Annotated in this window: 24 protein-coding genes; 6 read left to right on the forward strand and 18 right to left on the reverse strand. The window is 57.9% G+C overall.

The window, feature by feature from the left end:
- The first annotated feature begins 51 nt into the window (after window positions 1-51).
- Window positions 52-1,200 carry an acyl-CoA dehydrogenase family protein gene (locus VCA57_RS12310; protein WP_411185313.1) on the forward strand — a complete coding sequence of 383 codons (1,149 nt, stop codon included), beginning with the start codon at window positions 52-54 and terminating at the stop codon, window positions 1,198-1,200.
- Between the two features lie 75 nt (window positions 1,201-1,275).
- Here VCA57_RS12310 and VCA57_RS12315 read toward each other — a convergent pair whose 3' ends face one another.
- On the reverse strand, window positions 1,276-1,488 hold the full coding sequence (locus tag VCA57_RS12315) for a cold-shock protein (RefSeq protein WP_069516724.1): 213 nt from the start codon (window positions 1,486-1,488) through the stop codon (window positions 1,276-1,278).
- A gap of 328 nt (window positions 1,489-1,816) precedes the next feature.
- Window positions 1,817-2,743, reverse strand: coding sequence for an AraC family transcriptional regulator (locus tag VCA57_RS12320; RefSeq protein WP_411185315.1), 927 nt, complete (start codon window positions 2,741-2,743; stop codon window positions 1,817-1,819).
- Window positions 2,744-3,040: 297 nt separating this feature from the next.
- Between VCA57_RS12320 and VCA57_RS12325 the strand changes: the two genes are divergently transcribed.
- Window positions 3,041-3,775 carry an SDR family oxidoreductase gene (locus VCA57_RS12325; RefSeq protein ID WP_411185317.1) on the forward strand — a complete coding sequence of 245 codons (735 nt, stop codon included), beginning with the start codon at window positions 3,041-3,043 and terminating at the stop codon, window positions 3,773-3,775.
- A gap of 27 nt (window positions 3,776-3,802) precedes the next feature.
- The gene (locus VCA57_RS12330) at window positions 3,803-4,081 is read left to right on the forward strand and encodes an antibiotic biosynthesis monooxygenase family protein (protein ID WP_411185319.1); all 279 of its coding nucleotides are present in this window, start codon (window positions 3,803-3,805) and stop codon (window positions 4,079-4,081) included.
- Between the two features lie 55 nt (window positions 4,082-4,136).
- Here VCA57_RS12330 and VCA57_RS12335 read toward each other — a convergent pair whose 3' ends face one another.
- The 5 genes from VCA57_RS12335 to VCA57_RS12355 form a co-directional block, all read right to left on the reverse strand.
- The gene (locus VCA57_RS12335) at window positions 4,137-5,153 is read right to left on the reverse strand and encodes an alpha/beta hydrolase (protein ID WP_411185320.1); all 1,017 of its coding nucleotides are present in this window, start codon (window positions 5,151-5,153) and stop codon (window positions 4,137-4,139) included.
- Between the two features lie 52 nt (window positions 5,154-5,205).
- On the reverse strand, window positions 5,206-5,634 hold the full coding sequence (locus VCA57_RS12340; RefSeq protein WP_411185322.1) for an organic hydroperoxide resistance protein: 429 nt from the start codon (window positions 5,632-5,634) through the stop codon (window positions 5,206-5,208).
- Between the two features lie 515 nt (window positions 5,635-6,149).
- Complete coding sequence (locus tag VCA57_RS12345) at window positions 6,150-6,599, reverse strand: MarR family winged helix-turn-helix transcriptional regulator (RefSeq protein WP_411185323.1); 450 nt, start codon at window positions 6,597-6,599, stop codon at window positions 6,150-6,152.
- A 229-nt stretch (window positions 6,600-6,828) separates the two neighbouring features.
- Window positions 6,829-7,713 carry an SDR family NAD(P)-dependent oxidoreductase gene (locus VCA57_RS12350; protein ID WP_411185324.1) on the reverse strand — a complete coding sequence of 295 codons (885 nt, stop codon included), beginning with the start codon at window positions 7,711-7,713 and terminating at the stop codon, window positions 6,829-6,831.
- On the reverse strand, window positions 7,710-9,263 hold the full coding sequence (locus VCA57_RS12355) for a flavin-containing monooxygenase (protein WP_411185325.1): 1,554 nt from the start codon (window positions 9,261-9,263) through the stop codon (window positions 7,710-7,712). Before VCA57_RS12355 ends, VCA57_RS12350 begins: the two co-directional genes overlap by 4 nt.
- A gap of 115 nt (window positions 9,264-9,378) precedes the next feature.
- Here VCA57_RS12355 and VCA57_RS12360 point away from each other — a divergent pair, with 115 nt between their 5' ends.
- Together VCA57_RS12360 and VCA57_RS12365 are read left to right on the forward strand one after the other, a co-directional pair.
- Complete coding sequence (locus VCA57_RS12360; RefSeq protein WP_411185326.1) at window positions 9,379-10,095, forward strand: TetR family transcriptional regulator; 717 nt, start codon at window positions 9,379-9,381, stop codon at window positions 10,093-10,095.
- Window positions 10,096-10,229: 134 nt separating this feature from the next.
- On the forward strand, window positions 10,230-11,789 hold the full coding sequence (locus tag VCA57_RS12365) for a cation:proton antiporter (protein WP_411185327.1): 1,560 nt from the start codon (window positions 10,230-10,232) through the stop codon (window positions 11,787-11,789).
- A 33-nt stretch (window positions 11,790-11,822) separates the two neighbouring features.
- Here VCA57_RS12365 and VCA57_RS12370 read toward each other — a convergent pair whose 3' ends face one another.
- From VCA57_RS12370 to fnr, 3 genes are all read right to left on the reverse strand, one after another.
- The gene (locus tag VCA57_RS12370) at window positions 11,823-12,650 is read right to left on the reverse strand and encodes a metal-dependent hydrolase (RefSeq protein ID WP_411185328.1); all 828 of its coding nucleotides are present in this window, start codon (window positions 12,648-12,650) and stop codon (window positions 11,823-11,825) included.
- 246 nt (window positions 12,651-12,896) lie between these two features.
- Complete coding sequence (locus VCA57_RS12375; protein ID WP_411185329.1) at window positions 12,897-13,445, reverse strand: adenine phosphoribosyltransferase; 549 nt, start codon at window positions 13,443-13,445, stop codon at window positions 12,897-12,899.
- A gap of 28 nt (window positions 13,446-13,473) precedes the next feature.
- Window positions 13,474-14,208 carry a fumarate/nitrate reduction transcriptional regulator Fnr gene (gene fnr, locus VCA57_RS12380; protein ID WP_411185330.1) on the reverse strand — a complete coding sequence of 245 codons (735 nt, stop codon included), beginning with the start codon at window positions 14,206-14,208 and terminating at the stop codon, window positions 13,474-13,476.
- 153 nt (window positions 14,209-14,361) lie between these two features.
- Between fnr and VCA57_RS12385 the strand changes: the two genes are divergently transcribed.
- Complete coding sequence (locus VCA57_RS12385; protein ID WP_411185331.1) at window positions 14,362-14,814, forward strand: hypothetical protein; 453 nt, start codon at window positions 14,362-14,364, stop codon at window positions 14,812-14,814.
- 52 nt (window positions 14,815-14,866) lie between these two features.
- Here the strand turns inward: VCA57_RS12385 and hemN are convergent, their stop codons facing one another.
- From hemN to VCA57_RS12425, 8 genes are all read right to left on the reverse strand, one after another.
- Complete coding sequence (gene hemN, locus VCA57_RS12390) at window positions 14,867-16,249, reverse strand: oxygen-independent coproporphyrinogen III oxidase (RefSeq protein WP_411185332.1); 1,383 nt, start codon at window positions 16,247-16,249, stop codon at window positions 14,867-14,869.
- A gap of 104 nt (window positions 16,250-16,353) precedes the next feature.
- A complete protein-coding gene (locus VCA57_RS12395; RefSeq protein WP_411185333.1) occupies window positions 16,354-17,037 on the reverse strand; it encodes a sulfite exporter TauE/SafE family protein in 684 nt (227 codons plus the stop codon).
- Complete coding sequence (ccoS, locus tag VCA57_RS12400) at window positions 17,030-17,260, reverse strand: cbb3-type cytochrome oxidase assembly protein CcoS (protein WP_411185334.1); 231 nt, start codon at window positions 17,258-17,260, stop codon at window positions 17,030-17,032. Before ccoS ends, VCA57_RS12395 begins: the two co-directional genes overlap by 8 nt.
- Before the next feature lie 105 nt (window positions 17,261-17,365).
- The gene (locus VCA57_RS12405) at window positions 17,366-19,765 is read right to left on the reverse strand and encodes a heavy metal translocating P-type ATPase (RefSeq protein WP_411185335.1); all 2,400 of its coding nucleotides are present in this window, start codon (window positions 19,763-19,765) and stop codon (window positions 17,366-17,368) included.
- A gap of 8 nt (window positions 19,766-19,773) precedes the next feature.
- On the reverse strand, window positions 19,774-20,298 hold the full coding sequence (locus VCA57_RS12410; protein WP_411185336.1) for a FixH family protein: 525 nt from the start codon (window positions 20,296-20,298) through the stop codon (window positions 19,774-19,776).
- 12 nt (window positions 20,299-20,310) lie between these two features.
- Window positions 20,311-21,723, reverse strand: a complete 1,413-nt coding sequence (gene ccoG / locus VCA57_RS12415; RefSeq protein WP_411185337.1) for a cytochrome c oxidase accessory protein CcoG — start codon at window positions 21,721-21,723, stop codon at window positions 20,311-20,313.
- A gap of 135 nt (window positions 21,724-21,858) precedes the next feature.
- Window positions 21,859-22,848: a cytochrome-c oxidase, cbb3-type subunit III gene (gene ccoP, locus VCA57_RS12420; RefSeq protein ID WP_411185338.1), complete on the reverse strand. Its 990-nt coding sequence runs from the start codon at window positions 22,846-22,848 to the stop codon at window positions 21,859-21,861.
- On the reverse strand, window positions 22,845-23,045 hold the full coding sequence (locus VCA57_RS12425) for a cbb3-type cytochrome oxidase subunit 3 (RefSeq protein WP_411185339.1): 201 nt from the start codon (window positions 23,043-23,045) through the stop codon (window positions 22,845-22,847). Before VCA57_RS12425 ends, ccoP begins: the two co-directional genes overlap by 4 nt.
- Window positions 23,046-23,051: the final 6 nt, after the last annotated feature.

Here is a 23,051-nt window from a genome sequence, read left to right on the forward strand (position 1 = left end):
AACCAAGCAAGCGCTTGGTAACTTCCCTGAAACCTCAGTGGAAGTCACCCTATGTCTGCTTTCCAGGATTATTTTGATGAATCCCACCAGTTAGTGCGGGATTCAGTCAGGCGCTTTGTCGAGCGAGAAATTCTGCCGTATATCAATGATTGGGAGGAGGCCGAGGAGTTTCCTCGTGAGCTCTATCTCAAGGCTGGAGCCGCTGGGATTCTGGGAATTGGATACCCGGAGGCGTTTGGCGGTAGCCATGAGGGCGATGTCTTTGCCAAGGTAGTGGCCAGTGAGGAACTGATGCGTTCAGGCTCTGGTGGCTTAGTAGCCGGTCTTGGCTCTTTGGATATCGGCCTGCCGCCCATCGTTAAGTGGGCCAAGCCTGCATTGCGCGAACGCATCGTTGCGCCAATATTGGCCGGCGAGAAAATCATGGCGCTGGCGGTGACTGAGCCTTCAGGTGGCTCGGATGTGGCCAATCTGAAAACCCGTGCGGTGCACGATGGCGACTTCTATCGCGTTAGCGGCAGCAAAACCTTTATCACCAGTGGTGTGCGTGCGGACTATTACACTGTTGCTGTGCGTACCGGTGGTGATGGCTTTGGCGGTGTCAGCCTGTTGCTAGTGGAGAAGGGTACGCCTGGTTTCACTGTCGGTCGCAAGTTGAAGAAGATGGGCTGGTGGGCATCTGACACTGCTGAGCTGTTTTTCGATGACTGCCGGGTGCCTGTGGATAATCTGATCGGTGCCGAGAATATGGGCTTTGCCTGCATCATGGCCAACTTCCAGAGTGAGCGGCTGTCACTGGCAATCATGGCAAACATGACGGCGCAATTGGCGCTTGAGGAGGCGCTGAAATGGGCCAAAGAGCGCGAAGCATTCGGCAAGCCTATCGGCAAGTTCCAGGTGCTCAAGCATCGTCTGGCGGAAATGGCTACCCAGCTTGAGGTTTCGCGTGAGTTCACGTATCGCCAGGCGGCGAAAATGGCGGCAGGTAAAAGTGTGATCAAAGAGATATCCATGGCCAAGAATTTCGCCACCGATATTGCTGATCGGCTTACCTATGATGCAGTGCAGATCATGGGCGGCATGGGCTACATGCGCGAAAGCCTGGTGGAGCGTCTGTACCGCGACAATCGCATACTTTCGATTGGCGGTGGCTCACGTGAAATCATGAACGAGATCATTAGTAAGCAGATGGGCTTATAGAAGAGGCAGGTTTTACAAGCGACAGATAAAACAAACCCCGCGAGCGCGGGGTTTGTTTTAAAGCAGGACAGGGACTTAAGCCACCTGTACCTCTTCAGCTTGCATACCTTTCTGACCGCGAGCGGCCACGTAGGTAACAGTCTGGCCTTCTTTCAGGCTTTTGAAACCGTCGCTTTGGATGGCTTTAAAGTGAACGAAGAGATCATCGCCGCCGTTAGTCGGGGTAATGAAGCCGAAGCCTTTCTCATCGTTGAACCATTTGACGGTGCCAGTTTCGCGATTTGCCATGGTGTGTCTCTTAAATCGATACGAGGTGCGGTGCCAGAGTGTTCATAGCACCTATGCGGTTTTGCTGATAACTACAAGTCAGCTCAGCCATAATAGGCCGTTTTTACGGGAAGTGTTGGGTTTAACGTTAATTATTCATATTTTTCTCTGCTCATAATCCGCAAAGCCCCTATTTACCTGGGGTACAGGAGAGATGAAACATCTGTTAACTGCTGTTGCCGGTTACGGATTCTGGCCGGTTTTGCCTGCTGATCGGTAATTTGACCCAAGTAGAACGCCCTGTTGCTCTCGAAAAGTGTCGGGGCGTTTTTCAGTCTGCTTTAACCGTTTATGCCGAACTGCGCAGGCGGGCTAGGTCGCGCAGCGGTGGCGCGCCGAACAGGCGGCTGTATTCGCGGCTGAACTGCGACGGGCTTTCATAGCCAACGCGGTAACTGGCTGAAGCCGCTTCCAGCCCTTCACAGAGCATCAGGCGCCGCGCTTCTTGCAGGCGCAATTGCTTTTGGTATTGCAGGGGGCTTAGGGCGGTGATGGCCTTGAAGCGGTGATGCAGGGTTGAGGTGCTGAGGTTGACCTCGCGAGCCAGGTCCTCGATGCGCAGGGGTTGGTCGAAATGCAGATTCAACCATTCGATGGCTCGGTTGATGCGCTGGCCCTGGCTGTCAGCGATGGCGATTTCGTGCAGGCGATGGCCCTGCGGACTGTGTAGCAGGCGGTAGAAAATCTCGCGCTGGGCCAGTGGCGCAAGTATGGCGATATCACGCGGGGTTTCCAGCAGGCGCAGCAGGCGCAATACCGCGTCGAGCAATTGAGTATCCAGGCGATCGAGGTAAAGCGCTCGACGCGGCCCGGGATTGGGCACGCCAATCGGGCCGATGTCGGCGATCAGGCTGGTGATCAGCGCCGGATCAATCTCCAAGCGCAGGCTCAGGTAGGGCTGCTCGGGGGTTGCGCCGATCACTTGGCCTGTCACCGGCAGAGTGACGGATGCCACCAAATAGTTGAGCGGGTCATAGGTGTACTGCTCATCACCTAGGCGCACATCCTTGCGGCCCTGGGCAATGATGCACAGGCACGGTCGGTACAGCGTCGGTACGGGCAGGCTGGGCTGTGTCGCGCAGGCCAGGTCGAGGCCGGCAATGGCGCTGTTATGCAGGCCATCAGCCTGGCACTGACGTTGGATCAGCGCGGCCAGTTCGGCTTGGCGCAGCGCCAGGTTGTCGTCGAGGACGAAGGGGCTGATAGATGATGTCATGGAGGCTCCTGCTGCTGGCTTGCAGATTATCCCGGTTTTTCAGGCAAGTCAGCGCTGCTCAGAATGCGTTGCAGGATCAGGCAATAATTCGCTAGTAATAGGCAAGCAGCTAATATTCATGGGCTTTCAGCGTAATGCTGGGCTGTTTATGGATTGCGTCTAGTGAGCTGTTCCTAATTTGATAGTTGCAGGGTTAGGCAATAATTCGCCAGTAATCGTCTAACCCTAAGTACGTCATCTCGCTGAATCTGTTGCTGTCGCGGTAGCCCTTACCGCTTACCCGCAGAGGATTCGGCCATGTTGAATATCCAAGACAAAGTCATTCTGATCACCGGCGCCAGCAGTGGTATCGGCGAGGCCTGTGCGCGCTTGCTGGCCGAGAGGGGCGCACAACTGCTGTTAGGCGCTCGTCGTACCGATCGCCTGGAGCAGTTGGTCAGAGAAATCCGTGAGGCGGGCGGTAATGTGGATTACCGCCGCCTGGACGTAACCAGCCAGGCCGACACCCAAGCGTTTGTCGACGCGGCTCTCGCGCAGTACGGCCGCGTTGATGTGTTGGTCAACAACGCTGGAGTCATGCCGCTGTCGCGCCTGGATGTGCTGAAGGTGGATGAGTGGAACCGTATGATCGACGTGAATATTCGCGGCGTTCTGCACGGTATCGCTGCTGCGTTGCCGGTGATGCAGCGTCAACGCAGTGGGCAGATCGTCAATATTGCCTCCATTGGAGCCTACCGCGTGGTTCCGACTGCTGCGGTGTATTGCGCGACCAAGTACGCCGTTCGCGCCATCTCTGAAGGTTTGCGCCAGGAAGTGGGCGGAGATATTCGCGTCACCCAGGTGTCGCCGGGCGTGGTTGAGTCGGAACTGGCCGAGAGCATTTCAGATGCGCCAAGCCGTGAGGCAATGAAGGCTTATCGAAAAGTTGCCATTACCCCGGATGCGATTGCTCGCGCTGTTGCCTATGCAGTCGAGCAACCAGCGGATGTTGATGTTAGCGAGCTAATCGTGCGACCTACCGCCAGCGCTTAATAAAGTCGTCCATCTGGAGGGTTAGCGATGTTTAGTCATACCGCTGTGTTGCACGCAGCGCGTGGGCGTGCTGAGCAATTGGGGCTGTGTCTGGATGACCTGCGTGGGTCAGTTCCAACCATGGCGGGTTGTCTGGGTATAGAGGTGCGGCAGGTGCCAGATGATGCGGCGCAGTGGATGCTGGAAAGTCGCTGGCAATCGGCTGCGGCGATGCAGGCGTTCTTCGCCACGCCGCTGTTGCAGCAGACGCTCGATCAGGCTTTGCAGCAAGGCCTGCTGCGTAGCCTGCAATGCCAGGCCGTTTGAACAGCAGAACACCCCGGCACGCTAAACGTGTCGGGGCGTTTTGTTGTAACGCGGGTTACTTGAGGTTGGCTTTCAACGCGGCTGCAGCTTGCTGTATGGCGCTTTGCGTGCCCGGGATCTGGCTGATCACGTTGAGCAAACCGAAATCGTGAATCATGCCGTTGTAGCGCACGGAGGTGACGTTGACCCCAGCCGCATCCAGCTTGCGCGCATAGGCTTCGCCTTCATCACGCAGTACGTCGAACTCGGCGGTTTGCATCAGGGCCGGCGGCAAGCCGTTCAATTGCTCCACCGATGCCTGCAGCGGTGAGGCGTAGATTTCGGCGCGCTGTTTTGGATCAGTGGTGTAGTTGTCCCAGAACCATTGCATCAGGCTTTTGCTGAGGAAGTGGCCGTCGGCGAACTGGTTATAGGAGGCGTTGTTGAAGTTGGCGTCGGTTACCGGCCACATCAGCAGCTGGAACTTGATCGCCGGGGTGCCTTTGTCCTTGGCCATCAGGCTGACCACCGCGGCCATGTTGCCGCCCACGCTGTTGCCGGCGACTGCCAGACGCTTGCCGTCGACACCAATCTGCGCGCCGTTCTGCGCTACCCATTGGGTCGCGGCGTAGGCCTGATTGATTGCGGTCGGGTACTTGGCTTCGGGTGATGGGGTGTAATCGACATACACCGCTGCCGCGCCAGAGCCCACCACCAGATCATGGATCAGGCGTTCGTGGGTCGGGAAATCGCCCAGCACCCAGCCGCCACCGTGGAAGAACATGAAGACCGGCAGCGTGCCCTGGGCATCCGCCGGGCGCATGACTTTGAGCTGGATCGACTGGCCATCGACCTCGATGGCCTTGTCGGCCACTTTAATGCCCGATACATCGACCTTGACCCCGGCCTGTGCGCCGACCAATACGGCGCGGGCATCTTTCGGGCTCAGTTGTTCGAGGGGCTTGCCATCGCCAGCAGCGAGGGCATTGAGGAAATCTTGGGTATTGCGTTCCACCCCGGGGCTGCCAGCGGCAAACGCGCTGTTGACGGCAAGGGCGAGTACGGCGATCGACAAACTGTGTTTGATGTTCATGTGCAGCCTCCTGGGTGGGCCGCTGGCTGGCAGCGGCCGGATGAGTGGTGGGTTAGTCGAGCAGCGTCAGGGTGACGTCGATATTGCCGCGGGTGGCGTTGGAGTAAGGGCAGACGATGTGTGCGCGGTCGATCAGGGTCTGCGCTTGCTCGCGGTCCATGCCTGGCAAGCTGATGCGCAGCTCGACTTCGATGCCGAAACCGTTGGGGATCGCGCCGATGCCTACTGCACCTTCAATCGAGGCGTCTGCTGGCATCGCCAGCTTGTCGCGGCCGGCAACGAATTTCATCGCGCCGATAAAGCAGGCTGAGTAGCCGGCAGCGAACAGCTGCTCGGGGTTAGTGCCCGCACCGCCAGCACCGCCGAGTTCTTTCGGGGTGGTCAGGGCGACGTCGAGTACGCCGTCGGAGGAGATGGCACGGCCATCACGGCCGCCGGTGGCTTCTGCATAGGCACGGTAAGCAATGGTTTGAATCGACATGGTGGTAATCCTCTGGAGCTGTTTAGGTTGGTTTGTTTAATGCGTTGCGGTGTCAGGTGGCGATCAACCTTCGTGGTTGATCAGCCAGCTTGGGTAAAGGCCTTTGCCATCTGCCTGGCTGTCGTCAGCCAGAACCGGGGCGGAAAGAGCGAGCAGGGCGGTGAAAGCGATCAGGGTTTTCATAACGCTGCTCCATGAATGTCAGGGTTGTTGGGTTGGATGAAGACAACTGCAGGTCTTCGTGGTCTTTTCGCGCTAATGTTTTGTGCGCTAATCAGTTCCATGGAGTGAACTTTAGTACGCATTAATTTAGCGCGCAATATATATTTTTGAGCATTTAACGATAAGCGCTGCTTTGTTCGGACATAAGCGAGGATTGGCGGGCTGTTGCGCGATTTTTTCGAGGGCGGCGGCAGGGCGAAATTGTTGTACGGAGTGGGGAAATGACGGGGGAGCGTGACGCGGTTTGTGCGACGACCCCGCTGGGGCGGGCGACAGGTCTGTCGCCCAGGTGCTTATACGGCCTGTTGCAGGCTGCTGCGCAGGGCGACCAGCTCAGCTTTCAGGGCGCCGAGTTCCGCAGCGGATTGCTGGGTGGCGGTAAGGATGCAGCTGGGAATGCGCTTGGCCTGTTCGCGCAGGTCGCGGCCTTTGTCGGTGAGGAACAGTTCAACCACGCGTTCGTCGACACTGCTGCGGGTGCGCTTGAGCAAGCCTTCGGCTTCCAGGCGTTTGAGCAGCGGAGTGACGGAGCCAGGGTCGGTCAGCAGACGGCTGCTGATGTCGCCCACGGTGATGCCGTCGCCTTCCCAGAGCACCATCATCGCCAGGTACTGTGGGTAGGTCAGCCCCAGCTCCTGTAACAGCGGCTTGTAGACCTTGGTCAGCAGCAGCGAGGTCGAATACAGGGCAAAGCACAGCTGGTTATCGAGCAGCAGTTCGGCGCAAGGGGCTTGCGTGGTCATAGTGTTCTCCAGCGGCATAGGACAGTTGCCGACAATTTATCGCGCTAACTACTGTTATGCCAATTGAATGCGCAGTGCGTTCATCTTCGGTAGGCGAATGTAAGGCATAAAAAATGCCCGGGAGCCATTTTTAACGTTGCATAGCGACGGCCCGAAGGGTGGCTGCCAGGGATGGCAGGCATAAAAAAGCCCCAGACACCTGCAGCGCTGGGGCTTGGGCGCTAGACGATTACTCCACGGCAGCCTGGGTTTTCTTGCTTGAGCCTTTCGGGGCAAAGCGTGCCGCCAAGCGCATGGATGCGGTCACCAGGCGCTGATAGAACGCCGGCCACAGGCGTTGCATGCCATCCAAGGCATAAGCATCCGGGCCAATCAAAATACGTCGCTTGTTTGCCAGCGCGCCGTTGATGATGACCTGAGCGGCTTTCTCTGGCGTGGTGCGCAGTAACTGGTCGTTGAACTGCTGACGTGCCTTGTCGGCATCCTGGCCGGTGACACTGCTAAGGCTGGCGTGCATTCGTGCGGTTTTGGCGATATTGGTTTTGATTCCGCCTGGATGCACGCAACTGGCCGATACGCCGCAGGCCGCCATGTCCAGCTCCTGGCGCAGGGATTCAGTAAAGCCGCGTACCGCAAATTTACTGGCGTTGTAGGCGCTCATGCCCGGTTGCGAAAACAGGCCGAAGACGCTTGAGACATTAATGATATGGCCGCTGCCCGAGGCTTTGATATGCGGTAGAAAGGCCTTGGTGCCGTTGACCACGCCCCAGAAATTGATGTTCATGATCCACTCGTAGTCGGCGTAGTCATTGCCTTCCACGGTGCCGCCCTGGGCCACGCCGGCGTTGTTGAAGATCGCGTTAACCCGGCCGAAATCGGCCACCACCTGGTCTGCCCAAGCATGTACAGCGTCGCGGTCGGTGACGTTGACGGTAGTCTCGCTGACTTGCACGCCCAGTTTGCGTGCCTGAGCGGCTGTTTCGGCCAGCCCTTCGGTGTCCACATCAGAGAGCGCCAGTTGGCAGCCCTGGCGGGCCAGGCCGAAGGCCAGAGCGCGACCAATGCCGGAGCCAGCTCCGGTGATAGCGGCGACTTTGTTCTCGAACGACTTCATGCGCTGGCCTCCTGAACAGTTAACTGGACAGCGCTGTTCTGCGCTGGGTGTGCCGCGTGCTGGCGGCTGAAATGGTAGGCCGCCGGGTCAAAGTTGCGTGTTAGCAGGCGGAAGCGCCAGGTAAAACCGGGCCATACCGTGCAGTTACGACCGCTGACTGGGTGCAGGTACCAGCTCATGCAACCGCCGGCGTTCCATACGGTATTGCCCAGACTACCTTGCAGTTTGCCGTTGAACTTGTCCTGCGCGGCTTGTTTGACTTCCAGGCTTTGCAGTTGCTTGTCGCTGAGCAACTTGAGCGCACCGAGCACGTAGTGAATCTGCGACTCGATCATGTAGACCATCGAGTTATGCCCCAAGCCAGTGTTCGGGCCCATCAGGAAGAACAGGTTGGGGAAGCCGGCGGTCAGGGTGCCCTTGTAGGCTTGCGGACCTTCTGGCCAGGTGTCGAGCAGGTCGACGCCATCGCGGCCGAATACCACACCGCGCGGTAGCGGATCGCTTGGGGTAAAACCGGTGCCGAAGATAATCGCGTCGATCTGGCGCTCCTGGCCATCTGTGGTGCGGATGCTCGCGCTGCGGATTTCCTCGATGCCGTCGGTGATCAGATCGACGTTAGGCTGAGTCAGCGCCGGGAAGTAATCGTTGGAAATCAGCACGCGCTTGCAGCCCATCAGGTAGTCGGGGGTTACCTTGGCGCGCAGCACGGGGTCCTTGATCTGTTTGTTGATGTACCACTTGCCGACTTTCTGGGCGAGGGTCATCACTTTGGGCAGCATGGCGAAGCCGATCACCCGGCTTTCCAGCATCGTATAGATCACGCCGCGCCAGAGTTTCTGCAGCACTGGGATGCGCTTGAAGCGATTACGCTCGCGCTCGCTGATGGCGCGGTCAGGTTTGGGCATGATCCACGGGGCGGTGCGCTGGTAGAGATCGAGCTGGCTGACCTGCTTTTGGATCTGTGGCACAAACTGGATCGATGAAGCGCCGGTGCCGATCACCGCAACGCGTTTGCCGGTGAGGTCATAGCTGTGATCCCACTGCTGCGAGTGGAAGATCTTGCCGGTGAAGTCTTCCAGGCCTTTGAGCGCCGGAATCGACGGCGTCGACAGTGCGCCCATGCCGGAGACTACGAACTGTGCGGTGTAGTGATTGCCGGCGCGGTCGCTGATCTGCCACAGCTCTTGCTGCTCATCCCAGGCCATGCGGGTGATCTCGGTGTTCAGCTGCGTGTGGTTCTCTAGCCGGTACTTGGTCCAGCAACGCTCCAAATAGCCCTGGATCTCTGGCTGCTTGGCGAACATCCGCGTCCAGTCAGGGTTTTGCTCGAACGAGAAGGAGTACAGGTGGGACTGCACGTCACAACCGCAGCCAGGGTAGTTGTTAACTCGCCAAGTACCACCGACGCCGGCTTCTTTTTCGAATAGCAGGAAGTCATGTTCGTCTTGCTGTTTCAGGCGAATGGCCATGCCCAGGCCAGAGAAACCTGTGCCGATAATGGCTACCTTGCAGTGGCGGGCGGCAGTAGGGGGTGAGACGGGTGCATTCATAGCCAAGCTCCTGTTATGTTTATTGCTGGCGTATACAACTGTATACCAAGGTAGACAAATGTATACTCGCCAGCAAGGAGCATCCATACAAGCCAACTTTTAGGTAGGGTTCGTCATGCAAGCAGACTCCGGCGCCCAGCAACTGGGTGCGGAAAAGGCCTCCGAGGCCCCAGGCAAGACACTGTTACTCGAGGCGGCGTTACGTCTCACCTCAACCAGCCGTAGCCTGAGCAACCTGGGGTTGCGTGAGCTGGCGCGCGAGGCAGGGTTAAACCCTAATACCTTTTACCGGCACTTCAAGGATGTGGATGATCTGGGCTTGACCGTGATCCGGCAGATATCTACCCAGCTACGCCAGCCGCTGCGTGACTTGCGCCGTGAAGCGGCTGAGCGCGCGGTGCAATCGACTCAGACCAATGCGCCGGTGTTGTTTGGCATTGATTTGCAGCGCGGGCGACGGGTGTGTCATGAAACCGTGCAGTTGTTCTTTGATTTCGTCGCGCAGCATCCAGAGGCTTTTATCCTTGGCGTACGCGAGTTGCATGGCGCTTCAACATTGCTGCGCGCGGCCTTGCAGGGCGTGATGGATGAGTTCGGTGCCGACATGGCTGAGGACATTATTGCCTTCAAATTACTGCCGGATATGGTCAGCCCAGCCGTCGTTCTGCAAATCTCCAACCTGATCAGTCGTAATCTGTTCCAACTGTCATTGGACTATATCGGCCAACCTGAGCGCGGTGAGGCGATCCGTGCCTTGGCTGAGGAGCAGATTGTCATGCTATTTGCAGGTGCCAGCGTGCTACAAAGCTTGGGGCAGCTGCAGCTGCCCTAGATCGCTGGGCTGATGTTGGTCAATGCCCCTGAGAAATCACGCTCGTATGCTGTTAGGCGTATACGCTTCGTCTAGCTGGATTGGAGTGTTTTCTGTTGTTCAGCAGGCATAGCCTTTACCGACAAGGATTACCGATGATTGAAGCCGCCTGGATTGCATTTGCCTTTGGCATGGGCTTGATTGCGCGAGCAGCGGGGCTACCGCCACTCGTTGGTTACCTGGGGGCCGGTTTTGCCCTGGCCGCGGTAGGTGGGCAGTTGGGTATGAGTCCGCATGACAGTGAGGCGCTGCAGCATATTGCCCATTTGGGCGTGCTGCTGTTGCTGTTTACCGTAGGCCTGAAGCTCAAACCAAGCAATCTGTTGCGTCGTGAGGTGATTGGCGGCGGGCTACTGCACTTTGCCATTTCCAGTGTGTTGTTTCTCCCAGCGATCATGTTGTTGCTCGATCTACCTTGGCATCAGTGTTTATTGCTGGCGATGGCCTTATCGTTTTCCAGTACGGTGCTGGCGGCCAAAGTGCTTGAAGCCAAGCGCGAACTGCGGGCCTTCCATGGCCGGGTGGCCATCGGCGTTCTGGTCATTCAAGACATGATCGCCTTACTGGTCATGAGCTTGGCAGCAGGCGATTTACCTTCGCCTTGGGCCTTGTTGGTATTTGGCTTGCCATTGTTGCGGCCACTGCTATTTCGCTTACTGGATGCCAGTGGTCACGAGGAGTTGATGCTCTTGCTCGGCTTGCTATTGGCACTGGCTGTCGGTGGCTTCGGTTTTGAGCAGTTGGGGCTGAGTTCGGAGCTGGGTGCTCTAGCGTTCGGCGCTTTGTTGGCGACACACAAACGAGCCACGGAGCTTTCCAACTCACTGTGGGGCATCAAGGAAATCTTTCTGGTCGGCTTCTTTCTGCAGATCGGTATTGGTGGCCTTCCGGATGCTAATGCGCTGACGTTTGCTCTGGTCATGGCGTTGTTACTGCCGCTCAAAGCTGTGCTGTTCTTTTTTCTGTTCCTGCTCTTTCGCCTGCGTGCGCGTAGCGCTTTCCTCACGAGCATCAGCCTTACCAACTACAGCGAGTTCGGTCTGATCATGGTCAGTGTGGTGTTGCCGCAATGGCTAATTCCATTGGCCATTACGGTGGCGTTGTCGTTTGTCATCTCAGCACCACTTAATCGTATTGCTCATCCGCTGTACGAGCGTTGGGCCAGGCGCTTGATTCCCTTGGAACGCAATATTCGCCATCCCGATGAACAGCCGCTGTCTCTGGGGGACGCGCAAACGTTGGTCATGGGTATGGGGCGTACGGGGCGGGCGGCTTACGACTATTTAACGGAGCAGGGCTATTGCGCGGTAGGGTTGGATTCTGACCCGGTGGTGATCGAGCAGAGCAAGACTGCCGGGCGTCAGGTGATGTTTGCCGATGGTGAGGACCCAGTTTTCTGGCAGCACCTGGATATGCCCAAGGTTGAGGCCGTGATTCTGACGCTCAATGACGAAGAGACCAAGGTCATTGCTACGCAGAAACTGCGTGATCGTGGCTTCAAAGGTCTGCTGGTGTCTCATGCGATGTACGAGGATATCGCCAAGCGCATTCAGGAGGCGGGAGCTGATAGAACCTACCTGACGATGAGCGAGGCCGGTTCTGGATTGGCTGAGCATGTAATCAGAACATTGGAGGGCCGCACCGAGGCCTCGTGAGTACCTCGGTGCGTCAGCTGAGCTTCGCTGGACTTAGTTAAAGCCCAGGCGTTGACGCCAGCGTTTTTCCAGCGCCTTGCTGTCATGGTCAAGGGGGTGGAAGCCAGGGCGATAGTAGTCCAGGTACGGCAGGAGCAATTTGGTAAGGAAACCATTGCGCAGGCCGAATAGGGTTTTAAGGCCTTTGCCCCAGCTGCGCCAGTTGAACAGTTGACCATCTTTGCGCAGAAGGTGCAGCTGGAACCAGCCGATCACGCCGAAAAACACCAAGGTGGTGATGGCCATCATGATGGTGCGGGTAAAGTAGCCGCCGTAGACCTTCTGGTAGACGTCGTAGCACACCGCTTTGTGTTCGTTTTCCTCAATCGCATGCCACATCCACAGCTGATACAGCTTGGGATCATTCATCTGGGTCGTCAGGTCTTCGCGCTGCAGCAGTTGCTCGGCCATGGTCGCGGTGAAGTGCTCCAGGGCACAGGTGGCGGCCAGGCGTTGTTTTTTGGTGGTGATCTTGGTGGTCCACTCGAGCAGCACCTTGATGCGCAGCTCCAGGCGCTCCAAGTCGATGCCGTGCTCGGCGGCGTAGTCGTTGTAGGCCGCGTGCTCCTTGGAGTGCATGGCTTCCTGGCCGATGAACGCGCTGATGTCTTTCTTCAGTTGCGGCTCGGTTACTTGGTCGCGCACGGCGCGTACGCTGTCGACGAAGAATTTCTCGCCATAGGGAAACAGCGAGGACAGGTTGTTCATGAAGTGGCTCATGAAGGGGTCGTTGGCGAACCAGAACTTCTGGCTTTCGCTAAAGCTGAAGTCCATTCGACGAACCGGAAAACTAGCGTTCGGGGTGTTGATCTTGGCTGTCATAAGTGCGACTCCTGGGCATATTCTTCGCGGTTCTCGACCGCTCTTGTTATGGGGCTTGGGTCGACAGGCGCAGCTGTCTTGGGCCGTGATTTATCTTTAGCCGAGGAGGTTTTTCAGGCGAGGTCATTCCTGGCCAGGGCAGCTGGAAATGGGCCAACTTATGGATGGTTGTCGGACAGTCTGATTTGCCTGCGCCTATCAGGCAGGCGGGCGCTTGTATGTGGCAAGCGCAGAGGGGAGGTTGGGTTACTGGTCGTTGAGGGCGAAGCAGGTCAGGGCGAAGGTGGGGATGCCGCTGTCCTGCAGTTTTTGCGAGCCGCCTAATTCCGGCAGGTCGATAATCGCGGCAGCCTCGACGACGCTAGCGCCCATGCGCCGGATCAACTGTGCGGCGGCCAATAAGGTGCCACCGGTGGCGATTAGATCATCGAAAATCAGCACTTTGTCGCCTTCGCAGAGACTGTCAGCATGCACTTCGAGCTTGGCTTCACCGTATTCGGTCTGGTAACTCTCGCTGAGCACGTCGGCTGGTAGCTTGCCTTGCTTGCGGAACAGAATCAGCGGCTTGTTCAGTTCATAGGCGATGATCGAGCCGATCAGGAAGCCGCGTGCATCCATTGCGCCGATGTGGCTGATATCGGTCTCTATGTAGCGCTGGATAAAGCTGTCGGCAACCATGCGCAGAGCGCGGGGAGACTGGAACAGTGGGGTGATATCGCGAAAGATCACCCCAGGCTTGGGGAAGTCCACCACCGGACGGATTAATTTCTTGATACTGAATTCGTCGAAGATCATGGCGGTTGTCCTGCGTGAAACGGGTGGGTCAGTTATCGAGGTTGCCGCCGGCTAAGGCACACAGCTCGATGGGGTCGAGGATATGCACTTCCTTGCCTTCGGCTTCCAGCAGGCTGTTTTGCTGGAAGCGGGTAAACACCCGCGACACGGTTTCTACCGCCAGGCCCAGGTAGTTACCAATTTCGTTACGCGACATGGACAGGCGGAACTGGTTGGCGGAGAAGCCGCGGGCACGGAAGCGTGCAGAGAGGTTAACCAGGAATGTGGCAATACGCTCGTCGGCGGTTTTCTTCGATAGCAGCAACATCATCTGCTGATCGTCACGGATCTCCCGGCTCATGATGCGCATGAGCTGGCGCCGTAGTTGCGGCAGTTGTACCGATAGCTCGTCTAGACGCTCGAAGGGTATTTCGCAGACCGAAGTGGTTTCCAAGGCTACCGCGGACACGGGATAGAGCTCGCTGTCCATGCCGGATAAACCGACCAGTTCACTGGGTAGGTGAAAGCCGGTGATCTGTTCATCACCGCTATCGCTCAGGCTGAAGGTTTTCAGCGCGCCGGAACGCACCGCGAATACCGAATTGAATACATCCCCCTGGCGGAATAGGAACTCGCCTTTTTTCAGCGGGCGGCCGCGCTTGACGATTTCGTCGAGCGCATCCATGTCTTTCAAGTCCAAAGACAGCGGCAGGCACAAACTCGCCAGGCTGCAATCCTTGCAATGGGCTTGATGTGGGGTATGCAGCTTGATGCTTTCGGACATCGTTAGTGTTCCTGACTTATGCACACAATTCGTGTAAGGGTACAGGAGGGCGAAGGGTACAGCCAGCGCGAAGGCGGTTTGACCAGTTGTTCAAGTTTGCGATAAGTAGGCCGATAGTTATGGCGATTTCCAAGGATCGGCAGGAGTGGCTGTATGCGTGTGGATTCGAATGTGCTGGTCAGTCGCTTGAGCCTAGCGTTGGATCGTAAAAATTTGTCTGTCGAAGGCGTTGGGGTGGATGAGAAAACGCAGCGTGACGGTTTGCGGGTAAGCCTGTCGGAGCTGGGTAAAGCGCGCTCGGCTGCCGAAGAGAAAAATCGCGATATTGATGAGAGCAGCTTGCCTGATGCAATAAAGGATTTGCTCAAGAGGATTCGTGAGCTCAAACAGCAGATCGAAGCCAAGAAAGCCGAACTGCAGGCAGTTATGAGCGATCAAAGCCTCGACCCCGATACCCAGCGAATGAAGACCGAGGCCTTGCAAAGTGAGTTGACCTCATTGCAGGGTGCATTGAGTAGCACTAACGCAATACTAATCAAGACTATGCGTGAGCAAGGGTTAAGCGCTCAGCAGATGCAGGAAGCCTCCAGCCTGATAATGAATTAGGTCGCGCCGATTGTAAGGCATCGTCGGCGCAAGGCTTGCCCATTGCCGATGCTCAGATTACCCGCGAAAAACGCTGCCGACTCAACTCATTGAGGTAGCGATCAAACAGCATGCACAGTGAGCGTACTAGCAGGCGACCAGCCGGCTGTACGTCGATGCCTTGGGCATTCAATTCGATCAGGCCATCGCTGGCCATTTGCTGCAGCTGTGGCCAGATATCCGCAAAGTAGCTGCGGAAATCGATGGCGTAGGCCTGCTCGATATCAGCAAAGCGCAGCTGAAAATGACAGATCAGTTGCTGGATCACCGCGCGTCGCAGGCGATCATCATCATCGCAGTGCAAACCGCGGATGGTGGCCAGTTCATTATGGCCAAGGCTGTCCTGGTATTTGCTCAGGTCGCTGTTGTTCTGGCAGTAAAGATCGCCAATCTGACTGATAGACGAAACGCCTAGGCCAATTAGGTCGCAATGGCCGTGCGTGGTGTAGCCCTGAAAATTGCGTTGTAGGCTGCCGTCTTCCTGAGCGCTGGCCAGTTCGTCGTCGGGCAGGGCGAAGTGGTCCATGCCGATGTAGCGATAGCCAGCGGCGCTTAGCTGCTCGATGCTGGCTTGGAGCATGGCCAGTTTGTCGCCAGGGCTGGGTAGGTCGCTGGTGTTGATCCGCCGCTGCGGCATAAAGCGCTCTGGCAAGTGGGCGTAGTTGAACAGTGACAGGCGATCAGGTTGCAGGGCGATCACTTCCGCTACGGTGCGTGCGAAGCGTTCTGGCGTTTGCAGTGGCAGGCCATAAATCAGGTCAATGTTCACCGAGCGAAATTGCAGCGTGTGTGCCGCTTCGATGATGGCGCGGGTTTCCTCCAGGGTTTGCAAGCGGTTCACCGCGCGTTGTACCGCTGGGTCGAGGTCTTGCACGCCAAGGCTGACGCGGTTGAAACCGAGCTCGCGGAGCAGGCCCATGGTCGACCAGTCGGCTTCACGCGGGTCAATCTCGATGCTGTAGTCGCCGGAATCGTCATCCAGCAGATTGAAGTGCTGGCGCAGGTGGCCCATCAAGTGGCGCAGTTCGTCGTGGCTGAGAAAGGTTGGGGTGCCGCCGCCGAAGTGCAGTTGCTCGACTTTCTGGCTCGGGTCCAGATGGCGGCTGATGATCTCTATTTCGCGCTCAAGTTTTTCCAGATAGGGCTGGGCGCGGCCACGATCCTTGGTGATGACCTTGTTGCAGGCGCAGTAGTAGCAAATGTGCGCGCAAAATGGGATGTGTACATACAGCGACAGCGGCCGTTGGGCTTTGCGGCTGTCACGTAAGGCATGCAGCAAATCAAACTGGCCCACACGTTCATGGAACTGCACGGCGGTCGGGTAGGAGGTGTAACGCGGGCCGGCCTGGTCGTAACGACGGATCAGTTTGCTGTCCCACTGGATGGCATTGAGCATGCGGGTATTCCCGGTTTGGCTATCAGTACCGGGGAGTCTAAGAGCGACACTGCTGCGGTGTTTTGACCTGTATCAAGCGGCTGTGTGCTGTGGTCGATTGCCGATCAGTGACCCATTAGCCAGTGTTGATGCGGGCCAGGTAGGGTCCAGAGGCCGAATAGGATGACCAGAATGCCGCCAGCCATGCGTATACCTTGCTTGCGCAGCAGAGCTGTCAGGCGTTCGGCGGCCAGGCCGGTGGCCAGCAATACCGGCAGGGTGCCGAGGCCAAAGGCAAGCATCAGGGCGGCGCTGTCGAGCGCATTGCCCTGACTGGCTGCCCAGAGCAAGGTGCTGTAGACCAGGCCGCACGGCAGCCATCCCCACAGACCGCCTAGCACGAGGGCGCGGGGCAGGCTGGTGACGGGCATAAAGCGTCGGGTCAGGGGTTGGATATAGCGCCACAGGCCACGGCCTAGGGCTTCGATGCGGGTCAGGCCGCTCCACCAGCCAGCCAGGTACAGCCCCATGGCAATCAGCAGTAGCGCTGCAACTATGCGTAACCCTGTCACCAATGGGCTGCCGGCCAACGCCCAGCCGGCAAGGCCGAGCAGCAGCCCGGCCAGGCTGTAACTGAGGATGCGCCCGAAGTTGTAGGCCAGCAGTAGCTGCAGGCGTTGCCCGCGTTGTTCCGGCGGAATGGCCAGGGTTAGCGCGCCCATCAGGCCGCCGCACATGCCGAGGCAATGGCCGCCGCCGAGTAGGCCAAGAATCAATGCTGAAATCAGCAGCGGCAGTAGCTCAAGCACGAGGTGGTTCCTGGTTGTCCGCGTCTTCGTTCGGTTGCGGCGCTTCTTGTTGCAGGTGACTGACGGCTGCTTGGTGCTTAGGGTCTTCGTCATCGAACAAGATGCTGTGTGCCGGGCCGTCGAGGTCGTCGTACTGACCGCTATCCACGGCCCAGAAGAACAGCCAGATGGCAAAGGCAACCAGGCCAATAGCGACGGGGATCAGAATATAGAGCGCGGGCATAAGGTCTCCGAGTACGGCTTGGGAGTAGGGTGGATCGGGGCGCGTAGCTGTCGCGTTCACATCCACCCTAACAAGGTGCGGCGGGTCGGTTAAGCGTGACCCAGCCTAAGGTCGCGTTAGCCGTAAGGCGTTGAGTACTACCAGCAATGAACTCACCGACATGCCCAGTGCAGCCCAGATTGGCGTGACCCAGCCAATAGCTGCGAAGGGCAGGACCAGGCCATTGTATAGGCTGGCCCAAGTTAGGTTCTCGATGATTATGTAGCGGGTTCTTTGCGCCATATGCAGTGCTTGTACCAAGCTGCTTAGGCGGTTGGAGAGCAATACGGCATCGGCACTGGTTTTCGCCAGGTCGGTGGCGCTGCCCATGGCCACGCTGATATCCGCAGCCGCCAACACCGGCACATCGTTGACCCCGTCACCCAGCATCAGTACGCGGCGTCCCTGGCTGTGCAGCTGCTTCAGCGTCGCCAGTTTGGCATCTGGGGTGAGGCCGCCACGGGCGTCGTCGATGCCCAGTTGGCGTGCCACTTCCGCGACCATGGGTGAGCTGTCGCCGGACAGCAGCATGATCTGCCAGCGCTTCGCTTTGGCCATGGCGATCAGTTGCGGTGCGTCGTCGCGTAGCCGGTCATCCAATACGAACCAGGCCAGTGGCCCTTGTTCATCGCCAAGTAGCAGCCATTGACCGTGTTCGCCGCTAATCGCGGGGGCGGGTTGGGCGCTGAGTGCGCAAACGAAATTGGCCTCGCCAATCCGTAGCAGACGGTCGCCAACGCGCCCTTGCAGGCCCAGGCCCGGATGGCTGTTGACCGCTTCTGCGGCTTCAGGGGCTTGGCCGAAGGCACGGGCAATCGGGTGCTCGGAACGGTTCTCCAAGGCGGCGGCCAGGGCTAGGCAGCTGTCGCTGTCTAAATCCCGCAAAGGAAGGATGCTACTGAGTGTGAGGCGGCCCTCAGTGAGGGTGCCGGTCTTGTCCAGCACCAGGGTGTCAATCTGGTTCAGGCCTTCCAGTACATGGCCGCGTGTTAGCAGCATGCCCAGTTTGTGCAGTGAGCCGGTGGCTGCGGTCAACGCCGTGGGTGTTGCCAGCGCCAGGGCGCATGGGCAGGTGGCCACCAGTAGCGCCAGGACGATCCAGAACGCGCGCGATGGGTCGAGCTGCCACCAGACCAGACCCACCACGCCAGCAACAATCAGGACAATCAGTAGGAACCATTGCGCGACTTTGTCCGCGACCACCGCCAGGCGTGGCTTATCGCTTTGTGCGCGTTCCAGCAAGCGGACAATGGCCGACAATCGTGTAGCGTCGCCGAGGGCCTGCACTTCAATGCTTAGCGGCCCTTCGACATTCAGTGTGCCGGCGGTGACGGCATCGCCGACGCTGCGTGGTAGCGGTAGGTATTCGCCAGTCAGCAGTGATTCATCGACGCTCGACTGGCCCTGGACAATGCGCCCGTCTGCGGGCAGTAAGGCGCCTGGTGTTACCAGCACGTGGTCGCCGACACGCAGTTCGCTAAGCAGAATGCGTTGGTTGTGGCCCTCGGCATCGATGCGTAAGCAGGATGCTGGCAGTAGGTTGACCAACTGTGCAGTAGCGGCCGCTGTGCGCTCGCGGGCACGGCGCTCCAGATAGCGGCCGGCGAGAAGGAACAGGGCGAACATGCCGACGGCGTCGAAGTACAACTCACCCTGGCCGGTGACGGTTGACCAAATGCCGGCCACGTAGGCTCCGCCAATCGCCAGCGAAACTGATACGTCCATGGTCAGGTGGCGTGTGCGCAGGTCGCGCAGTGCACCACGGAAAAATTGGCCGCAGCAGTAGAAAACAATTGGCGTGGTAAGAAACAGGCTGACCCAGCGCAGGATCTTGTCCAGCTCGGGGCTCAGGTCTATGTTGAATTCCGGCCAGGTGGCCATGGCGGCCATCATTACCTGCATCCACAGCATGCCGGCCACGCCCAGTTCGCGCATGGCGCGGCGGTTTTCCCGGTGCAACTGTTCGGCAGCAGCATCGGCTTGCCAGGGATGGGCGGCGTAGCCAATCTTGCGCAACGCTTTGAGCAGGCTGCTGAGCGGCAATTGGCTGTCTACCCAGCGCACCTGCAGGCGGTGGTTGGACAGGTTGAGATGCGCTTCGCTGACGCCGGGTAGCCCGCGCAGGTGTTTTTCAATCAACCAGCCACAGGCTGCGCAGCTGATCCCCTCGATCAACAGACAGGTTTCGCTGAGTTCGCCGTCATGCTCGACAAAGGGTTGCTGCACATCACTGCGGTCATACAGTGACAGTTCATCCGGCAGGGCTTGGGGAAGGCTCTGCGGGTTGGCGGCGGATTCGCTACGGTGTTTGTAATAGTTGTCCAGGCCGCTGCTAACGATAGCTTCGGCCACTGCCTGGCAGCCCGGGCAGCACATCTCGCGGGGGGCGCCCAGTACCAAGGCCTGGAAGTGGCTGCCGGTAGGAACCGGCAGACCACAGTGATAGCAAGGAATTGGACTGGCCATCGGTGTGCTTATTGGGCATCCCCGAGGAGGATGTTCTGACCGCTCTGCACGTCTTCTTCTTCGAACAGACGCCAGTTTTTGCCGCCTTCCTGGCCAATCAGTTCGACAAAGCGGCGACCCTTAACAGGATCAATCATCTGCCCTTGGTAGCTGCCGTCAGCTTGGGGTTGCAGGATTACTCGACGGTCACGTTCCGGCTGGGTCGGTGACACCAGGTTGAGCACTAGCTGCGAGGGATGGCTATTGCCGGTCAGTTGCAGCGTAGCGGTGCCTTGCTCATCGTTCAGTAGCAGGGTGGCATGCAGCTTCAGACGAATCGCAAGATTCTCCCGCTCCAAGGACTGGTTGATGCCTTTGCCGACATCATAGTAGTCATCAGAAATAAGCCCCGGTGGGTTCTTTGTGGCAATAGTCAGCAAGGTCAACCCCTGGACCACTGAGTAGGCCAGTAGGCCAATCAGGAACCAGGGCCAGAATTGCTTGTACCAGGGCTTGATGATCTCGGCGTTCTTTTCAGCTACGGGCTCAGTCATGGTCTTCTCTAATCAGCGCACGCTTGGGCCGATAAAGCGGCTGGCGGCGTCGGTTTTGATGCTTGGGTCATCCACAGCGTGTAGGCGGAAGCTAATTTCATTGGCGCTCGAAGGGAGTTTTTCCGGTTCGATGGACAGTTCGACGGGCAGCGATAGAACTTCGCCAGCATCGGCTTTGATCACGTGCTTGCCTTCATAAACCAGGCCATCGAGGCCGTCAGCTTCGATCTCATAGGTCACCGCATGCTGAGCCTTGTTCATGATCTTCAGGGTGTAGACGTTCTCGATCCGGCCTTCTTCGTTCTCCCGGTAGAGTACGCGGTCCTTGAGTACATCCAGTTCCACCAGCGAGCGGTCAGCTACTGCCCAGGCAAATACGCAGAACATCGCGACCAGGGCTATGGCGTAACCAATCAGGCGTGGTCGTACCAGGTGAGTTTTCTGGCCGGAGAGGTTGTGTTCGGTGGTGTAGCTGATCAGTCCTTTCGGGTAGTTCATTTTATCCATGATGCTGTCGCAGGCGTCGATGCAGGCGGCGCAGCCGATGCACTCGATTTGCAGACCATCGCGGATATCGATGCCAGTGGGGCAGACGTGTACGCACATCTTGCAATCAATGCAGTCGCCCAGTCCCTCAGCCTTGTAGTCAGCATCGCGCTTGCGCGGACCGCGTGCTTCACCACGGCGCGGATCATAAGAGACGATCAGGGTGTCTTGGTCGAACATTACGCTTTGGAAGCGGGCGTATGGGCACATGTAAATGCATACCTGCTCACGCAGATAACCGGCATTGCCATAGGTAGCCAGGGTAAAGAAACCAACCCAAAACAGTGCCCAGCCACCTGCTTGCAAGGTGAACAGGTCAGGGATCAGTTCGCGAATAGGGGTGAAGTAGCCGACGAAGGTGATTGCGGTCACCAGTGATACGCCGACCCAGATGCCGTGCTTGGCCAGCTTGCGCAGAAATTTCTGCGAGGTCATCGGTGCTTTGTCGAGCTTCATGCGCTGGTTGCGATCACCTTCGGTGATCTTTTCCGCCCACATAAACACCCAGGTGAATACGCTTTGCGGGCAGGTATAGCCGCACCATACGCGTCCGGCGAATACGGTGATAAAGAACAGGCCGAAGGCGGCGATGATCAGCAGCGCTGATAGCAGGACGAAATCCTGTGGCCAGTAGGTCGAGCCGAAGATGTAGAACTTGCGCTCCGGCAGGTTCCACCAGACGGCCTGGCGACCATTCCAGCTCAACCATACAGTGCCGAAGTACAGCAGAAATAGGGTAGCCCCACCAAGCATGCGCAAATTGCGGAAGATACCGGTGAAGGAACGGGTGTAGATTTTTTCGCGGTTGGCGTACAGGTCAACAACTTCGACCTTGGCCGGGGCAGGGGTGACGTCTTTAACGGGGATCTGTGCGCTCATCAGTTCGTACCACGGCGGTTGATTGGCTGCTCCTACCGATACGTGCCGGAGGGAGTCATACGGGCTCTGCGCAATGGTACGCCTGACGATTGCCTGACAGGTGCGACCTGCGGTCGCGCCTGTCAGGCTAGAGAATTACTTCTCGGTTTTAGCGTGTGACAGGCTGTACACGTAGGCAGCTAGCAGATGCACTTTGTCGTTGCCAAGGAAGTTCTCCTGAGCAGGCATCTTGCCGTTACGGCCGTAGCGCAGAGTTTGTTGAACCTGAGCGAAACTGGAACCGTAGAGCCAGATTTTGTCAGTCAGATTCGGGGCACCCATAGCATGTTGACCCTTGGCTTCTGGGCCATGACAGACTGCACAATTAGTCGCAAAGATGTTTTGACCTGCGGCAATGTCAACCTTCATGTCTTCCGGGTTTTTCAAACCGGACAGGCTGCGTACATAGCCGGCAACGTTGCGAATACCTTCTTCACCAAGGATATCTTTCCACGCTGGCATGGCCGCCTGACGGCCGCCCATGATGGTGGTCTTGATGGTTTCTGGTTCGCCGCCATACAGCCAGTCATTGTCAGTCAGGTTAGGGAAGCCGTAGGCACCCTTGGCATCCGAACCGTGGCAGACCGAGCAGTTGGAAGCAAACAGGCGGCCGCCCATTTTCAGCGCTTGCTCGTCTTGGGCCACTTGTTCGATTGGCATGGCTGCATATTTGGCGAAGATCGGGCCGTACTGGGCGTCAGCCTTGGCCATTTCTTTTTCCCACTGGTGTACGCCGTTCCAGCCTGCGTTGCGTTCTTTGCCGTCAGCGATTTGCACGCTGCTAGCAAATGGCGTCTTGGCTTCGCTGTCGAGGTAGTCGTACCCCGGTAGCAGGCCTTTCCAGTTTCCCAGGCCTGGGTACAGCGCCAGGTAGCCGAGGGCAAAAACGATGGTGCTGACAAACAGCATGAACCACCATTTTGGCAGCGGGTTGTCGAACTCTTCGATGCCATCGAAGGAGTGGCCGACGGTTTCCTCGGTTGTTTCATCGCGCTGGCCCTTACGGGTGCCGAATATCAGCCAAGTCAGGGCAAAGATGGTGCCCAGAGACAGAATGGTTACGTACCAACTCCAGAACGTGGTCATTGGTTATTGCTCCTGGAAGATTGCTCGTCACGATCAACGGGTTTGGTATCGTCGGCGAAGGGTAGGTTGGCGGCCTCGTCGAAGCTGGATTTACGCTTGCCGCTGTAGGCCCAGAGCACCAACCCAATAAAAGCGATGAACACCACCGCTGTACCTAGGCCGCGAATGGTCCCGACGTCCGTGAGAAAAGAAGGCATCGTGCG

Origin of the sequence: Pseudomonas sp. (genome assembly GCF_046581935.1) — a bacterium.
GTDB lineage: Bacteria > Pseudomonadota > Gammaproteobacteria > Pseudomonadales > Pseudomonadaceae > Aquipseudomonas.